At 62.3% G+C, this 19,288-nt stretch carries 14 protein-coding genes; 8 read left to right on the top strand and 6 right to left on the bottom strand.

Annotated elements, in window-relative coordinates; all coding sequences use genetic code 11:
* Window positions 1-349 precede the first annotated feature (349 nt).
* Together P3H15_RS40315 and P3H15_RS40310 are read left to right on the top strand one after the other, a co-directional pair.
* Window positions 350-1,858 (top strand): sugar porter family MFS transporter, encoded by a 1,509-nt coding sequence (locus tag P3H15_RS40315; protein ID WP_346348830.1) that lies wholly within the window; start codon window positions 350-352, stop codon window positions 1,856-1,858.
* Between the two features lie 101 nt (window positions 1,859-1,959).
* Entirely contained in the window at window positions 1,960-2,727 is a 768-nt protein-coding gene (locus P3H15_RS40310; protein ID WP_276142390.1) for a glucose 1-dehydrogenase, read from the top strand.
* A 906-nt stretch (window positions 2,728-3,633) separates the two neighbouring features.
* Here the strand turns inward: P3H15_RS40310 and P3H15_RS40305 are convergent.
* The 3 genes from P3H15_RS40305 to P3H15_RS40295 all read right to left on the bottom strand — a co-directional run bounded on the left by P3H15_RS40305 (window position 3,634) and on the right by P3H15_RS40295 (window position 7,375).
* Window positions 3,634-4,443, bottom strand: a complete 810-nt coding sequence (locus P3H15_RS40305) for an IclR family transcriptional regulator (protein ID WP_276142389.1) — start codon at window positions 4,441-4,443, stop codon at window positions 3,634-3,636.
* 393 nt (window positions 4,444-4,836) lie between these two features.
* On the bottom strand, window positions 4,837-6,327 hold the full coding sequence (locus P3H15_RS40300; RefSeq protein ID WP_276142388.1) for an NAD-dependent succinate-semialdehyde dehydrogenase: 1,491 nt from the start codon (window positions 6,325-6,327) through the stop codon (window positions 4,837-4,839).
* A 256-nt stretch (window positions 6,328-6,583) separates the two neighbouring features.
* The gene (locus tag P3H15_RS40295) at window positions 6,584-7,375 is read right to left on the bottom strand and encodes a hypothetical protein (protein WP_276142387.1); all 792 of its coding nucleotides are present in this window, start codon (window positions 7,373-7,375) and stop codon (window positions 6,584-6,586) included.
* 292 nt (window positions 7,376-7,667) lie between these two features.
* Between P3H15_RS40295 and P3H15_RS40290 the strand changes: the two genes are divergently transcribed.
* The 6 genes from P3H15_RS40290 to P3H15_RS40265 all read left to right on the top strand — a co-directional run bounded on the left by P3H15_RS40290 (window position 7,668) and on the right by P3H15_RS40265 (window position 14,180).
* Window positions 7,668-8,492: an SDR family NAD(P)-dependent oxidoreductase gene (locus tag P3H15_RS40290; protein WP_276142386.1), complete on the top strand. Its 825-nt coding sequence runs from the start codon at window positions 7,668-7,670 to the stop codon at window positions 8,490-8,492.
* A gap of 39 nt (window positions 8,493-8,531) precedes the next feature.
* Window positions 8,532-9,986, top strand: coding sequence for an aldehyde dehydrogenase family protein (locus tag P3H15_RS40285; protein ID WP_276142385.1), 1,455 nt, complete (start codon window positions 8,532-8,534; stop codon window positions 9,984-9,986).
* A gap of 32 nt (window positions 9,987-10,018) precedes the next feature.
* Window positions 10,019-10,810, top strand: coding sequence for an HpcH/HpaI aldolase/citrate lyase family protein (locus P3H15_RS40280; RefSeq protein WP_276142384.1), 792 nt, complete (start codon window positions 10,019-10,021; stop codon window positions 10,808-10,810).
* Window positions 10,811-10,839: 29 nt separating this feature from the next.
* A complete protein-coding gene (locus P3H15_RS40275) occupies window positions 10,840-11,826 on the top strand; it encodes a ketopantoate reductase family protein (RefSeq protein ID WP_276142383.1) in 987 nt (328 codons plus the stop codon).
* Window positions 11,827-12,324: 498 nt separating this feature from the next.
* The gene (locus P3H15_RS40270) at window positions 12,325-12,783 is read left to right on the top strand and encodes a MarR family winged helix-turn-helix transcriptional regulator (protein ID WP_276142382.1); all 459 of its coding nucleotides are present in this window, start codon (window positions 12,325-12,327) and stop codon (window positions 12,781-12,783) included.
* Window positions 12,780-14,180, top strand: a complete 1,401-nt coding sequence (locus tag P3H15_RS40265) for an MFS transporter (RefSeq protein ID WP_276142380.1) — start codon at window positions 12,780-12,782, stop codon at window positions 14,178-14,180. Before P3H15_RS40270 ends, P3H15_RS40265 begins: the two co-directional genes overlap by 4 nt.
* 406 nt (window positions 14,181-14,586) lie before the next feature.
* Here P3H15_RS40265 and P3H15_RS40260 read toward each other — a convergent pair whose 3' ends face one another.
* From P3H15_RS40260 to P3H15_RS40250, 3 genes are read right to left on the bottom strand one after another with little or no spacing between them, the layout of a single operon-like run.
* Window positions 14,587-16,086 carry an aldehyde dehydrogenase gene (locus tag P3H15_RS40260; RefSeq protein ID WP_276142379.1) on the bottom strand — a complete coding sequence of 500 codons (1,500 nt, stop codon included), beginning with the start codon at window positions 16,084-16,086 and terminating at the stop codon, window positions 14,587-14,589.
* A gap of 32 nt (window positions 16,087-16,118) precedes the next feature.
* Window positions 16,119-17,147, bottom strand: a complete 1,029-nt coding sequence (locus P3H15_RS40255) for a zinc-binding dehydrogenase (protein WP_276142378.1) — start codon at window positions 17,145-17,147, stop codon at window positions 16,119-16,121.
* Window positions 17,148-17,165: 18 nt separating this feature from the next.
* A complete protein-coding gene (locus P3H15_RS40250; RefSeq protein WP_276142377.1) occupies window positions 17,166-18,620 on the bottom strand; it encodes an MFS transporter in 1,455 nt (484 codons plus the stop codon).
* Between the last annotated feature and the right edge of the window lie 668 nt (window positions 18,621-19,288).

Genomic DNA, 19,288 nt, shown 5'->3' with positions numbered 1-19,288 from the left:
CGGATTCTCCGGCCCCCCTGCGACCTTGCCGACGCCACCGGGGCGAGACGTGTCCAGTCATGACGTGAGTCCCATTCTTCTCTTCTTGCCGGCGGGTAGACGGGCAAGATAATCAGGCCCATTGACGAAGTCTCATAATACAGGATATCGTCAAGCCTGTGAGAGCCGTCACTTCCGGGACTGTTGACGGATTGACGCACTGTGCGGACGTGTCAGCAGTGCCAACGTGTCAAGGCAGACCGACCACTCGATGCGTACGGTCCGCCCACGTCGAGAAGGATCAGTTCACAACACACCGTAGGGTTCGCGCGACTGCGCACCGAACACCAATACTGCGGGTAGTAGACGCATTACCGAACAATGCCAATCACACCATTTCGGATCTTGTGCCTCAGCCCGGCCGATCTCTAAGGAGACTTTTGTGTCCGAAAGCTCTGACTCCACGCGAGTCTTGACCGCCACGGTCCGTCGCGAAGATCCGAGAACGTTCATGTTCCGGCTGGCCATGATTGCCAGCCTCGGTGGTCTGCTGTTCGGTCTAGACACCGGCGTGATCGCGGGAGCACTGGTGTATCTCCGGGAGGACTTCCAGTTGACCGCCGTCAGCGAGGGGCTGGTCGTCACCTCGCTGCTGTTCCCCGGTGCGACGGTAGGCGCGCTTCTGGGCGGGCCCATCGCTGACCGTGTGGGGCGCAAGAAGTCGCTGGTAATTGCCGGCGTAATCTTCGTCTTCAGTACGATCGCATGCGCTCTGGCGCCCAGTGTCGGCATCCTGGTCGCGGCTCGCATCGCGCTCGGCTACGCCGTCGGCGTCGCATCCGTGGTCGTTCCGCTGTATCTTGCCGAGATGGCACCGGCTTCGCAGCGAGGCCGGATCGTCACGATGAACCAGCTGATGCTGGTAACCGGCCTGTTCCTGGCCTTCGTTATGAACGCGGTACTTGCCAACCTGATCAACGATACTGTTGTGTGGCGCTACATGATTGGCATCGCCTTGGTTCCTGCTGCAGGGATGCTCCTCGGTATGCTCACCCTGCCCGACACCCCACGCTGGTACGCGAGCAAGCAGATGTGGTCGGAGGCGAAGTGCGTTTTGCAGCGCGCCCATCTCGCGGACCGGGTTGAGGCCGAATACGAGCAGATCACGGCCATCGTCGAAGCCGACCACATTCAGGGGAAGGTCTCCGTCTTCGCTACCCTTCGCAGTGAACCGTGGATGAAGCGTTTGATCTGGATCGGCATGATCCTGGCGATCGCCCAGCAGACGACAGGAATCAACGTAGTCATGTACTACGCACCGACAGTGCTGGAGAGCTCTGGCCTAGCCCGGTCCGCGTCGCTGCTCGCCTCCGTCACCGTCGGAATCGCGATGATCGTTTTCACGCTGGTGGGTATGTGGACTCTCGGCGTGATGGGGCGTCGCACGATGATGCTGTTCGGTTTCGGCGGTGTTGCCGCCTCGCACCTGGGGCTCCTCGTCACCTACCTGCTACCTGAGTCCAGCCTGCGTTCGTACCTGATCCTGGTGTTCATGCTGCTGGTGACGGCGTTCATGGTGACATTCTTGGGTACAACGGGTTTCCTCGTGCTCTCGGAGCTGTTCCCGTTGCCGATCCGCGGGTTCGCCATGGGCGCTTCGCTCGGCGCGCTGTGGGTGGCGAATTCTCTCATCTCGTTTCTCTTCCCGATCCTCGCCGAGCAATTCGGCTCGGTGTCTGTATTCTCCGGATTCCTCGTGCTCAACCTGTTGGCAGCGTTGTTCGCGTTTCGCTACATTCCGGAAACCAAGGGTCGCACCTTGGAAGAAGTCGAGGTTGAGCAGCGCGACCTGGGCAGCGCAGCAACTGGTCGCCGGTGAAATGGCATCGCCCAACCAACGTTTCGGTACCTGTTGACCCGACCATCGGACTAGCAGGTACCGAGCCCCATCGCCTCATTTGACAGAAAGTGATACTGAAGATGATTGAACGCAGGTTCGCCGGAAAGGTCGCCTTCGTGACGGGCGCCGGTAGCGGAATTGGCCGCGCCACGGCGATAGCATTCGCGGCTGAGGGCGCCGACGTGGTCTTGGCCGACATCGATACGGTCGGCAACAAAGATACTGCTCGACTTGTCGCCGAGCACGGCGGGCGAGTGCTCGCCGTCAAATGTGATGTGACTTCATCCAGCGATATCCAAACCACTATCGACCAGACGGTCCAGGAGTTTGGCCGACTCGATGTAGCGTTCAACAACGCCGGCATCGAACAGCCGCCAGCACCTCTCGTCGATATCACCGAGGATGATTGGTCGCGGCTGCTCGACATCGACCTGCGTAGCGCATTCCTGTGCATGAAGTACGAGATCCCCGCAATGCTCAAGCACGGCGGCGGTTCCATCGTCAATACCTCATCCGGCGCAGGTGTCGTTGGGATCCGAGGGCAGGCCGCGTACGTCGCCGCGAAGCACGGACTAATCGGCCTGACGAAATCGGCGGCGCTTGACTATGCTGCGCACGGTGTGAGGGTCAATGCGATTTGTCCGGGCATCATCGAAACCCCGATGATGGACAGGTTCTCCGGTGGCACCCCCGAAGGCCGGGAACGAGTGATTGGCCAAGAACCCGTCGGTAGGATGGGTAGCCCCGAAGAGATTGCTTCCGCAGTGCTTTGGCTTTCTTCTGATCTCGGCGGATTTGCGACTGGTCATGCAATGGTCATCGACGGCGGCCAGACAGTCGGAATCTGACGCGGCCCCCGTCCGTAGGTCTGGACCTGTCACGGTCCAGGCCTACGGATTCGCGGTGAACGATTTGGCGACACGGCTTCGTCCCCGCTCGATCCAGTTCCGCAGCGTGGCGGCGCGATGCCGAGTAACGCGGCAACATGGCGGCGGGCAGCGACCTTTGAGCCGCCGTGCTCGTCGAGCCGGTCCCGATACATTCGGACGGCCCGCTAATAGGTCTCGGTGTCATACTTCTTCGTGCAGGCGTTGACCACATTTCCCACCTACAGCAGCCTCCACCTCTTCAAGGGCGGTTCAGTCGCAGACGCCCTGACCACCGTTCGACCGCTGCGCTCGTGTCCTGCTACGCGGCCGCCATAGCTGCGGATACACGTCGGCGGGACGAAGCGGTGCGAAGTTGTCGAAAGTTTGATTCGGTGCAATTCGGCATTCGACAGCCATCCACTGTTGGTGCCGCGATTCGCGCCGGTGCCGATGTGTCGATCACCGTGCGCCTGACCTCCACCATTGGACGTACGGTCGCATCGATCCACGACGACACCTGGACACCGTCGAGTGCACCTCCCCCTTACAGCCTCGTGGAGCGTAGGTCTCCAGTCCTCGGCCCATGGGCTGGACGAGGACACCGATACCTGGATCTCACGATCGGAAGTGGGAGTCGTATCACGGCCCCGGAGTCGCGATCTGAGGTTTGGACCAATGTTTCAGCGAGCCCAGGTGGCAGGGCCGCTCGCTTTCGCCTCGGATACGGATCTAATCCGTCCACACCCCGAATGGCACGGTTGAATGATCTGGGGGCGCTACGGCGAGAGCGCGGTGTCCACCAGTGCGCCTTTTGGCATTAGGCCGTACGCGCCCTGTTCGGCTGGGCGCTGGGCTGGCTCTAACCATCCCGCACCTCGGAAACACTCAGCGGAGCTGTTTCTCCATCATGCGTTCCGATATGGTCGTTGCCGCCTGTTTGACGGCGAGCACTGCGTCCTGGACGTCGACGTCGCTCCGCTCCTTTACATCCCAAGCGACACCCACGCTACCCAGAGCTGTCTTCTGATCGGTGAGGATAGGTGCTGCGACCCCGCAGACGCCGGGGTTGAACTCTCCTACGGTCATGACGTAGCCGTCTTTCTTGAACTTGCCCAGAGTAGCGCGGAAGTCACTCCACGTGCTGCCCAAGCCGGCCTTCTCGATTTCCTCACGCTGACGCGGATAAATGGCTTTCAGTCGGTAGTGAGGCAGATGAGCCAGGATGACCTTCGAGATCGCTCCTTGAAACAATGGGCGCCGCTCTCCGCGGCTGAAGCGGTTGGCGGGGCTCATCGGGTCGCGGCACTCGGCGACGCACAAGACCGAGTCACCATACGCGGTACACAGAAGAGCCGAATGCCCGATCTTGTCCACCAAATCCTCCAGTACCCCATGACTGGCCAGGAGCAGCGGATCCGTCTGACGAATCTGCAGGTCCATCTCGATGATCCGGGGGCCGAGAGTGTAATGGCCATTACGCACTGTGTTGAGCAGTCCCGCGTCGTGCAGTGTCTTGATGTAGCGATATCCCGTCGACCTCGAGGTCTCCAGAGCCTCGAGGATGGCGGCTGTCGACCATACGGGCTCTGTTTCACTGAACAGCTGCAGGATGTAGAGCATCTTGGCCAGGCTGCTCGCGCTATCCGGAACCGCTGTCACCTCGCCGACGCCATTCGGCGATTCGAGTCCACTCATGACGTGAGTCCACATCCTTCTCTTCGTGCGGCCCGGCTAGGCGGGCCGCTCAACCGGCCACATCGGGTGCTGCTGAAAGCTGACACTGCACGCAATGTGACTACTGCTCGAAGACCGCTTCGACGGCGCGGGCTTGTTCGGCGGCACCGGTATCGCATGATAGTGCCCGTTGAGTGATGGGATCCGCGGTGTCGACTCGCCCGCCTCCAGCATGCACCGGGCCAGCACCGAGGTGGTAGCTGAATGAGCTCGTGCAGGGCTGATATCGCCGACATGCAGTTCAGCTATTGGCGAGGATGGTCCTTCCTGAAGGTCAGGGCCTGAGCGGTGCAGAACTCCCCGCTCAGGTCCTGAAAGATCACGCTCTCGCCACCTCGGTCGAAGCCCAGCCGGTCACACCCGCGGGACCGCCATGTACTTGTACTCGAGGAACTCGTCGATGCCCACGCGGCCGCCCTCGCGGCCCAGACCCGACGCCTTGACGCCGCCGAACGGAGCGGCGGGGTTCGACACAATGCCCGTGTTCAGGCCGACCATGCCGACCTCGAGGGCGTCCCCCACACGGAAGCTGCGGTCCACGTCCTGAGTAAACAGGTAGGCCGCGAGTCCCCAGGGTGTGTCGTTGGCCATGCGGACGGCCTCCTCTTCGGTGTCGAACGGGACGACGGGGGCCACCGGACCAAAAATTTCTTCGGTCATGAGATTCGCCTCCGCTGAGACGTCCGACAGGACGGTGGGCGAGTAGAAGTAGCCCGGACGGTCGGGGCGGTTGCCGCCGCAGACCACATTCGCGCCCTTGTGGACGGCATCGTCGACGAGCTCCTGAACCTTCCGCAGGGCCTTTTCTTCCACGAGCGGACCGACCTCGGTGCCCGGCTCGGAACCGTCGCCGACCGACAGCGAGCCCAGCCGTGCGGCGAGACGGCGAGCGAACTCCTCGGCGACGGGCCGCTGGACAAAGATCCGGTTCGCGGCCGTACATGCCTCGCCCATGTTGCGCATCTTGGCGGCGACAGCCCCTTCGACTGCACGGTCGAGGTCTGCGTCGTCGAAGACGATGAGAGGGGCGTTGCCGCCGAGCTCCATCGACGAGCGCATGACGTGCTGAGACGCCTGCTCGAGCAGACGGACGCCCACCTCGGTCGAACCCGTGAAACTGATCTTGCGGGCGATGCCGCTCGCCATCCACGGCGAGACCACTGAGGACGCCTTGGTGGTGCACACGACGTTGACCACACCCTTGGGGAGCCCGGCCTCGGCCAAGATGTCTACGAGCGCCAGGGAAGCAAGCGGGGCAAGGTTGGCAGGCTTGAACACGACTGTGCAGCCGGCTGCGATTGCCGGCCCGATCTTGCGTGTGCCCATGGCGAGCGGGAAGTTCCACGGGGTGACGAGAACACAGGGGCCGACGGGTTCGCGAGAGACGATGATGCGGTTCTTCCCGTCGCCCGTTGTTGTGACATCGCCGCCGATGCGGACGGCTTCTTCGGAGAACCAGCGGAAGAATTCGGCAGCGTACGCGACCTCGCCCTTGGCTTCGGTGAGCGGCTTGCCCATTTCGCTGGTCATGATGAGGGCGAGCTCGTCCTGTCTCGCCATAAGGAGGTCGTAGGCGCGGCGCAGAATCTCGCTGCGGTCACGGGGAGTTGTCCTGGCCCAATCCTTTTGCACGCGGCCTGCGGTTTCGATGGCGCGCAGTGCGTCCTCGGGGCCGCCGTCCGCCACAGTCGCAATGACTTCCTCGGTCGCAGGATTGACGACGTTGAAGCGGGCACCGGACGCGGCTTCACTCCATTGCCCGTCGATGAAGATGCCGGTGCTGACGGTGGCGATGGCCTCGCGGGCGCGCTGCGACAAGCGAAGGTCGCTGACATTGGTGGTCATGGGAGTTCCTCTGTTTTCCTTGGTGTGGCGATCTCTGCCACGTGGTCGAACGTGTCTCGTCGATGACGAGTTCACAATCCATGCGCCGCAACAGGTCCGGGCCGAGACGCGGTCGACGGTGTCCATGACATCGTCGACGGTGCGCGGGGACGCGACCGCGAGCGACACGCAAGTCGAGGGCGTCGGAGCTGATCGAGACGCCGCGTCCGCCGGCGTGCAACACGGGGCCACGTTGCCCCGTGTTGCACGTGCCGACTCAGAACGTGTGAAGCACCGCGCGCACAAACTCCGTCGGTTCGACGGCTTCGACAGGCACCGGACCTTCGTTGGCCAAGAATTCGTACCCGGTCTCGGGACCGTACTTCTCGCCACCCGCCGACACCTTGCCATTGATCTGGAACAAGATTTCGATGGAAGGGTGCTGGCCCGCCTGGTACACCGCACCGGCGTCCAGACGCAGGAATCCGATGCGCAGGTTGCGTTCGGTGAAGCTTCCCAGCCATTTGTCCCAGACGCCCGTGTCGCCCTGCTGGATCCAGTCGTAGGCCTCAGGGTTCATCGCGATGACATCGGTGTACCGCGGAGCCGCGAATTCCAGCTTCTTCCCCGTGGCATGTTCGAAGATCGCCTGCGAGCCATCGGCGGTCTGGGGCACGCCGTTGGCGTCCGTGTAGTGGTACAGACCCTTCTTGAACTCTCCGGTCTTGTTCAGCTCGGCGTTCGTGGCTTCACGCTGCGCGACGCTCAAATAGCCATTGCCACTCGCACCGCCAGCTTGTAGAACCAGGGTTCGAAGTCCCTCTGCCCGCTCCTGCGGCCCGTAATGGACACTCTCCGGGAAGTATCCCACCCACCCTTCCTCCAGGAAGTCGGTCTCGCTGTAGGGCAGCCTGCCGCTGATGACATAGCGGATCTGGTCGAAATCGTGGCGATGGCGGGGGGTCCGCCAACCACCACTGCCTGTGTGTCCGGTGTTCAGGTCGTAGTTGTTGGGCGAACCGTCTTCACCGAACAGCAGGTGCTTCTGGTCGAGCTTTCCCTCACGCATTGTTCCGACTCGTTCTTCGCCGGTGTCGGATGCCCTGCTTACTCGCATCTCTCGCTCCTTCACAAAATCGATGTCACCCCACGGCAGGGGCAGATGGGTGAAGCGTCCCGCCTGCTGTCGTTCTGCGTCGGCGCATGCACGGGCGCTTACAGGATCTCGTATAACGAGATATCTCTCAGCCGTCCATTGACAATATCTCATATTGCGGGATATTGTCCAGTATCCGTTGAACGAGAGTTTCACGCTTTTCACCACTGCCCGCACGTTCAGCACGACGCGACGAGGATCGACGATGACGACGACTGCCCTGACTCACGCCCCCCATGACTCCGGAGTGCCGGTGTCGGCCCGAGACTTCAGCGTCGAGGAACGGGTGGTGATCATTACCGGCGCAGCCCAGGGCATCGGCCGTGAGCTCGCGCGCCAGTTCGCCGCGGCCGGAGCTCTCGCCGTGGTGGCCGACCTCGACATCGACAAAGCGGACACCGTCGTCAAGGAAATCCATGATGCCGGCGGTATCGGGTTGGCAGTCAAGGTGAACGTGGCCGACGAGTCGTCCGTGGAAGCGATGGTCGATACCGTCATCGGACAGTGGGGCCGAATCGATGTGCTGATCAACAACGCGTCGATCTTCGCGACCATCGAGAAGGGTCCATTCGATCAGATCCCCGTCGCGCAATGGGAACACGTGTTGAAGGTCAACATCACAGGGACCTATCTGTGTGTTCGGGCAGTGGCGGACCACATGCGCACAGCGGGCTTCGGCCGCATCGTCAACATCTCATCCGATGCGGTGACCCGCGGCACCGTCAACTACCTGCACTACGTCACGTCCAAGTCGGCGGTGATCGGAATGACCAACTCCTTGGCACGCGAATTGGGTGGTCACGGAATCACCGTCAACTGTGTGCGACCGGGCTCGGTGGCCACGGAAGTCGAGCGCACCGTCAACCCCACCCCTGAGATCCGGCAGCGTGCGGCGTCACTGCAGTGCATTCCGCGCGGCATGGTCCCCACCGACCTGGTCGGAATCATGTTCTTCCTGGCCACGCCGGCGTCCGCCTTCGTCACTGGCCAGACCATCGCGTGCGACGGCGGCTACACCCACAGCAGTTGACCCACCGGACCAGCCACACAGCCTGAGGAGACCTCGATCATGAGGCAGTACCCGCATCTTTACATCGACGGCCGATGGACCGATCCGATCCATCCCCGCGAACTCGAGCTCATCGACCCCACCCGCGAAGAGGCGTTTGCCAAGGTTGCTCTCGGGAGCGCTGCAGATGCCGACCTCGCGGTCGCCGCCGCCCAGCGCGCTTTCGAGAGCTTCTCCACGACCTCGGTGGACGACCGAATCGCACTGATCGACCGCATCATCGACGTGTACGAGTCGTACTCCGATGAGTTCTCCGAGTTGATCGCTCGCGAGGTCGGCATCCCCGTCGGGAACCGCGCTCAGGTCGCAGGTCCTGCCGAACACATGAGGGTTGCCCGCGACATCCTGCGCGATTATCCCTTCGAGTCGCGTGTGGGCAACGCCATCGTCCGTCGAGAGCCGATCGGCGTCTGCGCGCTGATCTCACCGTGGAACTGGCCGATCCAGACCGGCGTGATCAAGCTCATCTACGCGCTGGCCGCCGGGTGCACGGTCGTCGCCAAGCCCAGTCTCAACTCGGCCGCGAGCGGAGTCCTCTTGGCCCAGGTGCTGCACGAGGCCGGTGTACCGTCGGGGGTGTTCAACCTGGTCAGCGGCACCGGTCGTGACGTGGGCGATGCGTTCTCTCACCACCCGGGTGTGGACATGATCTCCTTCACCGGATCCACCGGAGCGGGCAAGCTGGTCGGGGCTGCGGCAGCGACGAGCACCGTGAAACGTGCCTGCCTCGAACTGGGGGGAAAGTCCGCCAACATCGTGTTGCCCGACGCCGACCTCGAACGGGCCGCCCGCTGGAACATCCAACGCTGCTTCTTCAATGCAGGTCAGTCCTGTCATGCGCCTAGCCGAATGCTGGTGCACGAGAGTCAAATCGATGCGGTGGTCCCGTTCTTGATCGACGAGGCGCAACGCTTCCGCCTGGGTGACCCCCTGGAGAGCTCGACCACCATGGGTCCGGTTGTCAGCGCCGCCCAGTTCAAGTCGATCAAAGATCTCATCCAGAGCGGCATCGACGAGGGCGCCAACCTGGTGACCGGTGGCGTCGAGCGCCCCGAGGGGCTCGACCAGGGCTACTTCGTACAACCCACGGTTTTCACCGGAGTCACCCCGGACATGACGATCGCCCGGGAAGAAATCTTCGGACCCGTTCTGGCTGTACTGCCCTACCGCGACGAGCAGGATGCCTTGCGTATCGCCAACGATTCGCCCTACGGGCTCGGGGGCTTTGTCTTCGGAGGCGATCGTGAGAATGCCCGACGCGTGGCGAATGGGCTGCGTGCCGGAAGGGTCAGTGTCAATGGTGCAGCGACCGATTCGTACACGCCCATGGGGGGATACAAGCAGTCCGGCATCGGCCGCTCGATGGGCAGGTTCGGGCTCGAAGAGTATCTCGAAGTCAAATCCGTGTACGGGTTCGAGGACGAGGCAGAAGCATTGCCGACGCTGTTCGGCTGAATACCCCCACATCGGTCAGGAGACCACAGAACATGAGTAACGAAGCCCCCATCCTGTTGCGCAATCCTGTCAAGGAGAAGTTGTCCAGGGGTGAGCCTGTCTACTCGATGACCGTTCGTCTGGTGCGGACCATCGATATCGCCTCCATCGCCTACACGGCAGGCTTCGACACCGTCTACATCGACTTGGAACACAGCAGCTTCTCCCTGCAAGACGCAGGCCAGATCTGTCTGGCCTGCAACCACCTCGGCGTCACTCCTCTCGTCCGCGTCCCCGGCCTGGACCCGTCCCTCATCGCCCGAGTCATGGACTCCGGTGCCATGGGGATCGTTGTGCCCGGCGTGCAGTCCGCCGACGAGGCACGCGCCGCGGTTCGTGCCGTGAAGCATGCGCCCCTGGGTGAGCGATCCCTGGCCGGTGCAGCCCCTCAACTGCACTATCGAACCCTCCCGGCCGATCAAGTTGTCCGTGAGCTGGACCAGGCCTCCCTGGTGGTTGCCATGATCGAAAATCAGGCTGGCCTGGACGCGGCCGAAGACATCGCAGCAGTAGACGGCGTCGACATCATCTTGGTGGGTGCGAACGACCTCAGCGTCGAACTGGGTGTGGCCGGGCAGGTGGATCACCCGAAGGTGCACGAGGCGTATCTGCGCATCATCAAAGCTTGCCAGGCACATGGGAAGACGGTGGGCATCGGCGGGATGGGTGGCCGCCCGGACCTGATTCGCCAGTACCTCGAGCTCGGCGCCGGCTATGTCTCGACCGGTAATGACATCTCATTCCTCGGCGCCGCCGCAGCACAGAAACGCCAGCAGTTCGCCTGATCACCCCACCACGGAAGCAGGAAGCACATATGAAGATCTGCGTGTACGGCGCAGGGGCCGTGGGCGGTCACCTCGCCGGACGCCTCGCTGCAAGTGGAGCCGATGTCTCGGTAATCGCACGAGGTGAACAGCTGGCCGCAATCCGACAGCACGGGCTGCAGGTGGAAACGCGCGACGGGGAGCTGAGTTCCCACCCGGCCGCCACCGACCGACCCGGGGAGTTGGAACCACAGGACGTCGTCCTGGTCACGGTTAAGGCTCCTGCCCTACCGTCCATCGCCGAAGGAATTGGTTCCCTACTTCACAAGGACAGCTTGGTGCTGTTCGTCACGAACGGCATTCCCTGGTGGTACTTCCACTCGCACGGCGGGGCCTTGGACGGCACCCACCTTCGACGACTGGATCCCGAGCTCTCGCTGTGGAAACACATCGGGCCGGAACGCGCGGTGGGTGCAGTGGCATACACCGCCTGCACCGTGGTCGCGCCGGGCAGAATTCGTGCCGGGAATCCCCGGAACCGCCTGATCATCGGACACCCCGACGGCCGCCCTGACGACAGGCTCGATGCTCTGGCGTCACTCCTAAACCCCAGTGGGCTGGAGGTGACAGTCACGCCGAAGATCCGTGACGCCGTCTGGGCCAAACTGTCGATGAACCTGATCGGGGGCTCGCTGGGCGTGCTCAGCGCCTCGGCCATGAAGGATGCCCTCGACAAGCCCGCTGTTGCCGCCGCCGCGCGGGCGATGGCCGACGAGGGTGCCGCCATCGCCCGTGCCCTGGGCTGCGATCCAGGCGATCCCGACGAGGGACTGCGCAGACTGGCCACATCCAGCCACCTCCAAAGTGTTGTGCAGGACCTTCAGGCCGGACGCCCCATGGAGATCGACGCCTTGTTCCGTGTCCCCCTCGACTTGGCAGAACTAGTACAGATTCCGACCCCCAACCTCGACTTGGTGATCGACCTGGCCACCCAGCGAGGCCGTGCCGCGGGGCTGTACCACGACACCAGCAGATGACACCGCTGCGCCCCGGACCTGCATCGCGGTCCGGGGCGTAATGCGACCCGCTCGTCGATTTGTGAAATGCAGACCATCGCCACCGGACCGGTCGTTGCCGTTGGGGACGTTGGCGAATGGCACCGATGCTCGCGACCTGGACGTGTGCTGCGCCGGCCCGGTCCGCACACGCGGCCACCCGTGGGAGTGACGTCGCCCCCGTCCAGGTAGGTCCCACAAGTCCCAGTCAGGCCCGCATGACAAAGTGCGGACAGTTGCCGACTGGTTGAATTCCATTGGACGACAGAGTCACTCGTCGAGAGTCGCGGAAAGTGCAACCTCAGCGGCGGCCTCGGAACGGGTCGTGTCGAGCATCGCTCACCTCGTGCTCGAATCCGCACCGACTTTCAACACTATTTTAGGCAGTGATGCTGCCTACTTTCCAACCTTTCTTCCAGCAATCTGCTCCTTACCCCGGTATATTAGTAAACAATGCTGACTACCACTGAGGAGTGGCTGATGGACGAAAGGGTCGATCGACTACGGGAAGACATCGTGCTTTTCAATCGCGCGATTCGCACGAACACTTCTGGTCACCTACTGACTCCCACACAACTGCAGGCGTTGGCAAACCTCGACCGCCTTGGCGCGATGAGCGCGCGCGAGCTTGCGAAAGTCGAGCAAGTCGCCCCGCAGACCGTGGCCCGCACGGTTGCACTGCTGGAGGAACGTGGCTTGGTTTCACGCATACCGGACCCCAACGACGGTAGAGCACAGATTATTTCAATTACAGACATAGGCCGGGGCAAGCTTGTCGCGGATCGCGTCAAACGGAGCGAGTGGCTGGCGGACGTACTCGATGAGCGATGCACCGATGTCGAACGGGAGGTTCTGTTCGCCGCAGGTACGCTCCTGCGGCGGTTGTCGACGACGCCAACCGCCGCAGCAGAAGGTGCCGAGTTGTTGATGTATCCGTGACCGCCGATACCTCGACTCAACGTGACGTCAGCCCGATCCCTTTCCGGGTAAGCGGAGCAGCAGCAACCGGAACCATTCTGCAACCACTCAACTCTTCGATGATCGCGGTGGCGATTGTTGGAATCACCGCCCAATTCGGCCCGAACGCCAATGTCTCATGGGTCATCTCCGCCATGTACATCACGACGGCAGTGTGTGCACCGATGTCAGGCCGGCTGGGGTCGATGCTGGGAGCGCGGCGAGTGTTCCTCGCGGGATTGATCTTCGTGGCAATCGGCTCCATATCCGGAGCATGCGCACCGAACGTCGGGTGGCTGATCGCGTCGTACGTCGTTCTGGGGATCGGGATATCAGCTCACATGCCCAACGCGATGACCATGGTGCGAGCCTACGGGGATCGACACCGACTGCAGTCGCGTACGGCTCTTACGACCATCGTGATGTGCGGGCAGTCCGTTGCGGCACTCGGCCCCACCATAGGTGGGCTTTTGGTCGGAACATTCGGCTGGCAGTCAATATTGTGGGTGAACCTGCCCGTCGTGATCTTCAGCGCGATAGCCGTGCTGTGCGTCGATGTCGGTGACAAGGATCGCACTGCCGTGTCCGTGATGGACGCACTTCGTGCAATGGACGGAATCGGCATCGCATTCTTCCTGGTCGCGGTAACGACGCTGATGCTTTTCCTCGTATCGATCCGAGCAGCCGTACTGTGGTGGTTTCTACCCATATCGGTAATGAGCTTCATGCTGTTCATTACGTGGGAGTTGCGGGTCCAAGAGCCGTTCTTCGATGTCCGCGCTTTGGTGACGAACCGGGCGCTGACTGCCACCTTGGGTGGCGCTTTGATTACCTACACCTGCTTCTACTGCGTATTCTTCGGGATCCCGCAGTGGCTACAGGCGTCACGGGGAATGACGCCCATCGAAACCGGCCTCACCATGTTGCCAGTTGCTGGCGTCACCGTTCTGTCCACCGCACTTGGCGCCAGAACATACGGCAGCTTCGGCGCTCGCCGAACACTGTCAGTCGGCACCGTATCGATGATGCTCGGAGGCGTTCTGATTGCAACCGTCGAAAACAGCGCGGCTCCGATCTACGTGCTGCTTCTGGTAGCCGCGGTGCTCGGAATCCCAAATGGGTTTCACAATATCGGGAACCAGAGCATCATCAATTCAGTCACGTCCGTCGACGAGGTCGGCACTGCAATCGGAATGTACCGCACCATCGCATTTATCGGCGCAAACCTTGCAGTCGTAGTCCTGCAGGTGACAGCCGGCCCGGTTGTCAACGATCAAGGATTACACCGTACGGGACTGTTCATAATCGCGTCCGCCGCAGTATTACTAGCGGGATTGTCGTTGTACCGTTCGACGAAGTCGCGAGGAACGGCCATATAGTTCTTCGATTTCGAGGACACGGGGGAAGTGAATTTTGCGGTCCTCTTGTTCATCGCGGGAAGTTCTCGGCGTGGTTGTTCCGCCACTGCCCTTCCCTCTCGTGTGACCCGCTTCGCGGTGACTCGGCGAGGTCATCGACTGGACTTGCCGGCGCTGGGTGGCGCACTGGGTGATCGTTCACACCTGTGACGCAGGTCCGACCGCAAAGAGCGGGCCTCTCCTGCAGATCGCTGACCAGTCATCGAAGACCACCAGCTTCAAGGTAGAGACCCGCTCGTCGTCGGGTGCTGCGGAGCATGTTGCGCAGCGTCGGTCAGCGACGTGTGGCTAGGGCAAGACGATAGCGTAGCCCTGCCACTGCACTTCCCGCGGCGCGTTGACACCAGCGCCCCTTCGCGTCATGAGCTCACAGCTCCATGTAGACACTCTTGGTGTAGAGGTATGTGTCCATATGTGCAGCACTGCCTTTGGATCCGTACCCACTCAGCTTCGTCCCGCTGAAGCCGACCAACGGATCGATGTAGCCATAGCAGTTCACCCACATCGTGCCCGTGTGCACGCCGTGGACTACTCGGAGGGCGGTAGACAGAGACTGGGACCACACTGCTCCGCCGAGACCGTAGTCGCTGTCGTTGGCGATGGCGATCGCCTCGTCCACGTCGTCGAATGGAAGGATCGACAGGACCGGACCGAAGATCTCTTCGCGAGCGATGCGCATCTGGTTGGTGACACCGGTGAACACGCTGGGCTGTAGGAAGTATCCGTTACCGAGTTCGCCGCCCAGCCGGTGGCCGCCGCGGAGCAGTTCTGCGCCTTCGTTGCGACCGACATCGATGTAGGACAGCACCTTGTCCAGCTGGGGTTGGGAGATGATCGGCCCCAGCGTCGCGGCGTCGTCCAAGCTGTGTCCGACCCGCAAACTGTCCATGAACTGCAGCAGCCGCTCGGTGAACTCGTCGACAATGGGCCGCTGCACCAGTACTCGCGTCCCGGCGAAACAGATCTGACCTGAGTTGGCGAAGACCCCCATCGCCGCCCCCGGCACGGCTTTGTCCAGATCCGCGTCCGAACACACGATGTCCGCTGACTTGCCGCCCAGCTCCAACTGCAGCTTCTTGATGTTCACAGCGGACGCCTGAATGATGCTGCGGCCGGTCTGGGTCGATCCGGTGAAGGCGATGCGGTCGACGTCCGGGTGGCTGGCGAGTGCATGACCGGCGTCCTTGCCCAGGCCGGTGACGACATTGATGACGCCCGCCGGCGTTCCGGCTTCGTGCAGAACCTCGGCCACCCGCAGAACCGACAGCGAAGCGTCCTCGGAGGGCTTCAGGACGGTTGTACACCCACTGGCCAGAACGGCACCGATGATCCAGAACTGACTGTTCAGAGGACCATTCCAGGGAATGATTCCGCCGATGACGCCGACCGGGGCCTTGAGAGTCATGGTGGTGACGTTGCCGGGGATGCCGTTCATCAGCGTCTCGCCAGAGATGTTCGCCGCTTGAGAGGCGAAGAACGACAACATCTTCAATAGTGCGGGTTTGGTGTTCCGCAACCTCGTGACCGGGGCTCCCATGTCCAGGGCCTCGATCTGGATCAGTTCCTCGAAGCGTTCGTCGAGGATCTGGGCGATGCGCGTCAGCAACGCCTGTCGGTCGTACGGAGTCCAGGTGCTCCACGGGCCGTTGAAGGCCGTGCGCGCCGCGACCACTGCGCGTTCGACGTCGAACTGATCGCCGGCACCGAGAAGTGCAAGGGCCTCACCGGTCGACGGATTTACGGTGGTCAGAGTCTGGCCCGAGTTGGCCGGAACCCTCTGGCCATCGATGAAGTGATGGTGCACCTCGCGGGACAGGAATCTCTGGGCTTGCTCACGCAGAGTGAAGTGCTGCTGGGATGTAGTCATTGCTTTCCTCTCACATGACCTACGAGACTGCGTCAGTCGAAAACGAAGACGCCTTTGCCGATCTCACGACGGTCGAACAGCTCGTAAGCCCGCTCCGCCTCCGCCAGACGGAACTCATCGGTGAACAATGACTCCACGTCGAGGCCACGCTCGGCGACGAACAGTGCACACTCCTCCTGCAGATTCTTGCTGAAGGTGAGTGACCCCACGATGGTCTTGTGCAAATGGATTACTTCGTCGCTGCTCAGCTCGAGCTTGCCGAATACCCCGACCATGCACGCCGTTCCCCAGCGCCGCAGCGCCTGGACCGCATGTTGACGCACGGTTGCGTTGGCGCTGCATTCGATGGACTTGTCTGCGCCTTCGCCGTTTCGAGTCAGTTCACGGACAGCGGCGACGGGGTCTTGCTCCTGCGAGTTGATGACGAAATCGGCGCCGAAGTGTTTGGCCATTTCCAGTCGGGCAGGATCGACGTCGAGGGCGATGACTCGAGCGCCGAAGGCCTTGGCCAGCATGGTGCAGCTCAGCCCGACTGGACCCTGTCCGAAGATCGCTACGGTCTCGTCGGCGGACAGATCGACTCTCTTGATTGCGGCGAAGGCCGTTCCGGTGCCGCACGAGATTGCCGCGCCGGTCTTGAACGAGAGTGAGTCGGGCAGGTTGATCAGTGTGTGTGCGGGAACTTTCATGAAGTCCGCATGGCCACCGTCACCGTTCAGCCCGCCGAAAACCGTGCGCGCGTTCGGGCAGTACTGCGTCCAGCCGGAACGACAGTACTGGCAGGTGCGGCATCCGTCGTAGTGGTGGACCATGACCCGGTCTCCGACCTGGGCCTCGGTCGGTCGCACGGCGTCGCCGACGAGCTCGACGACTCCACACGGCTCGTGCCCTTCGATCACCAGTTCGGGTCCGGTGCGTAGTGGGCCGTGCAGGTGATGGAGGTCGCTTCCGCACATGCCGGAGGCCTTGATGCGAATGACTACCTCGTCTGGTCCTGGCACGGGGTCGGGATATTCACGGATATCGATTTTGTTCTCGCCCAAAAAGACTACAGCTTGCATGTCAACGCTCCTCGATGGTCAAGAGATGGACGGGCCCGAACGCGACGGGCCCGCAGCCGCATCCGATTCTCGCTGCCGGGTGCTCATTGCTCCGGGCCCCTCTGGCGCATCGCCGGTTTCGGCCTCCTGGGCAATCCGCTCCAGTGCCTCGCGGGAGGTGTCCACTCGGGCGATGGCATAGAGCAAGGTCACGGCCACGTACATGCCCGAGACTGTCAGGATGACCCCGAGGATGCCATAGCTGTTGTACAGCCCGAGAACGATGAAGGGAGAAAAGATCAGGCAGATGCGCCCGACGGTTTGGGTGATGCCGCCGCCACGGAAACGGAAGGCGGTGGGGAAGAACTCCGGGACGGTCCCCAGGCACAGGGTCAGGAACGACGCGGCCATGGCGACCAAGATGAATCCGACGGTCATGATCAGCGCAGGCGCGTCCATGAACGGATAGATGGCAGCGAAGATCGCCGCAAGCGTCCCGAACAACATGATGCTCCTACGCCGGCCGAGGCGGTCGGCGACGAGTGCACAGAGCAGCGGTCCCACAACGTAGCCGGACATGATGGCCGCGTTGAACCCCAGCGACTTCGACACGGTCAGACCCTGCTTCACGAAGAACGTGGGCATCCAACCGGTGATGATGTAGGAACCGAACAGGCAGGTGACGGTCAGGGTCAAAGCCATCAAGGTTCGCCGAATGACAGGGCGCCCGAACAGCACCGTGATCGGCACCCAGTCGGCCTTCTCCTCCGCCGTATCGGCGCCCTGATTCGCATCCGGGGCCGAGCCAACTTCCTCGATCGGGGCGCCGTTGTCCTTCTCGATCCTCTGCATGACGGCTTCGGCTTCCTCGTACCGCCCCCGCGATTCCAGCCACCGTGGGGACTCCGGCATCTTCCGGCGCAGCCACCAGGCGATCAACGCACCCACGCCACCGATGACGAACATCCCACGCCAGGACAACGCCGGGATGACCGCCCAACCGACGAGCGCGGACATCGAGACGCCGAGCCCGCCGAAGAAGCCGAGGACACCCAGGTATCGGCCGCGACGGGCACGCGGAATGAACTCGGTGATCATGCCGTAGCAAATAACGTACTCGGCTCCCATCCCGATGCTCATGAGGAATCGCAGGCCGATGAGCACCTCCATGTTCGGTGCCACCGACGCACACAGGGCGAAGACCGCGAAGAGCGCCAGATTGAATTGGAAGGCGAACCCGCGTCCAACCCGATCACTGAGCCAGCCGGCGAAGGCGGCTCCGATCGCGAGACCGGCGAACGTGGCCGACAGGAAGAGCGAGTTCAGCTCGAGCGTCGAGAAGCCGGTGGGCAGCATCGATGCCAGCACCGCCGATGAGAGCGTGTTGTCGAACGCGTCCCAGAACATGCCGAGCCCGACCAGCACCACCAGGCGCCGGTGAAACTTGCCGATCGGGAGATTATCGAGCCGCAGGCCCGCATTGACGTTCGTCATCGGACAACTCCTCCCGATCGCACCGGGTTCACAGCGTGCCCAGAACTGGTGGTGTCCGGGACGCCGAGAGAGGGTAGCGCCCGTTCAGGGGTGGCCAAGCTGCGAGTACGCGGTTCGCACGGGTTCGATCGACATTGTTCGGTCATGCGTCTGACTACCTTTGACTTGGTGTTCGGTGCGCATCGGCGCGAACACGACGGTGTGTTTTGAACCGCTCCTTCTCGACGCGGGTGGACCCTTTCGATCAAGGTGAACCGCCGGCTCCGCCCTGACACGTTGTGCCGGCGGTTCAGCTGCGACGGTGCCCAGTTCTCGAAGCGATCTTCTTCACAATATCCCGTACTGTGAGACTTAGTCAACAGCATTCACTCCTCAGTACCTACACGATCGATTGCGTGATCTTCGACCAAGCACTGTCACCGCCCTTCGGACGTGCGGCGAACTGCGGAGTGAACGGGTCGACCATCTTCGCACCCCATCCGGGCCCAAACGCCATGACAATTCACCCTGATCGCAACATGATTTTCCGAATTTCTACAGGCCCGCCTCTGGGCGCCCGCACTTCTCCGGCATGTCCCATGCGGCTGGCATATCTGCGGCGTAGCGACGCGCTTCGTCCATGAGCGTCCGCGCGGGTGGCGTGAGGTGGCTCTGCCGGCAGACGGCGG

The organism is Rhodococcus sp. T2V (assembly GCF_029269925.1).
Lineage (GTDB): Bacteria > Actinomycetota > Actinomycetes > Mycobacteriales > Mycobacteriaceae > Rhodococcus_F > Rhodococcus_F koreensis.
Note: the sequence above shows the minus strand (reverse complement) of the source record. Positions and strands in the feature narration are given on the sequence as shown.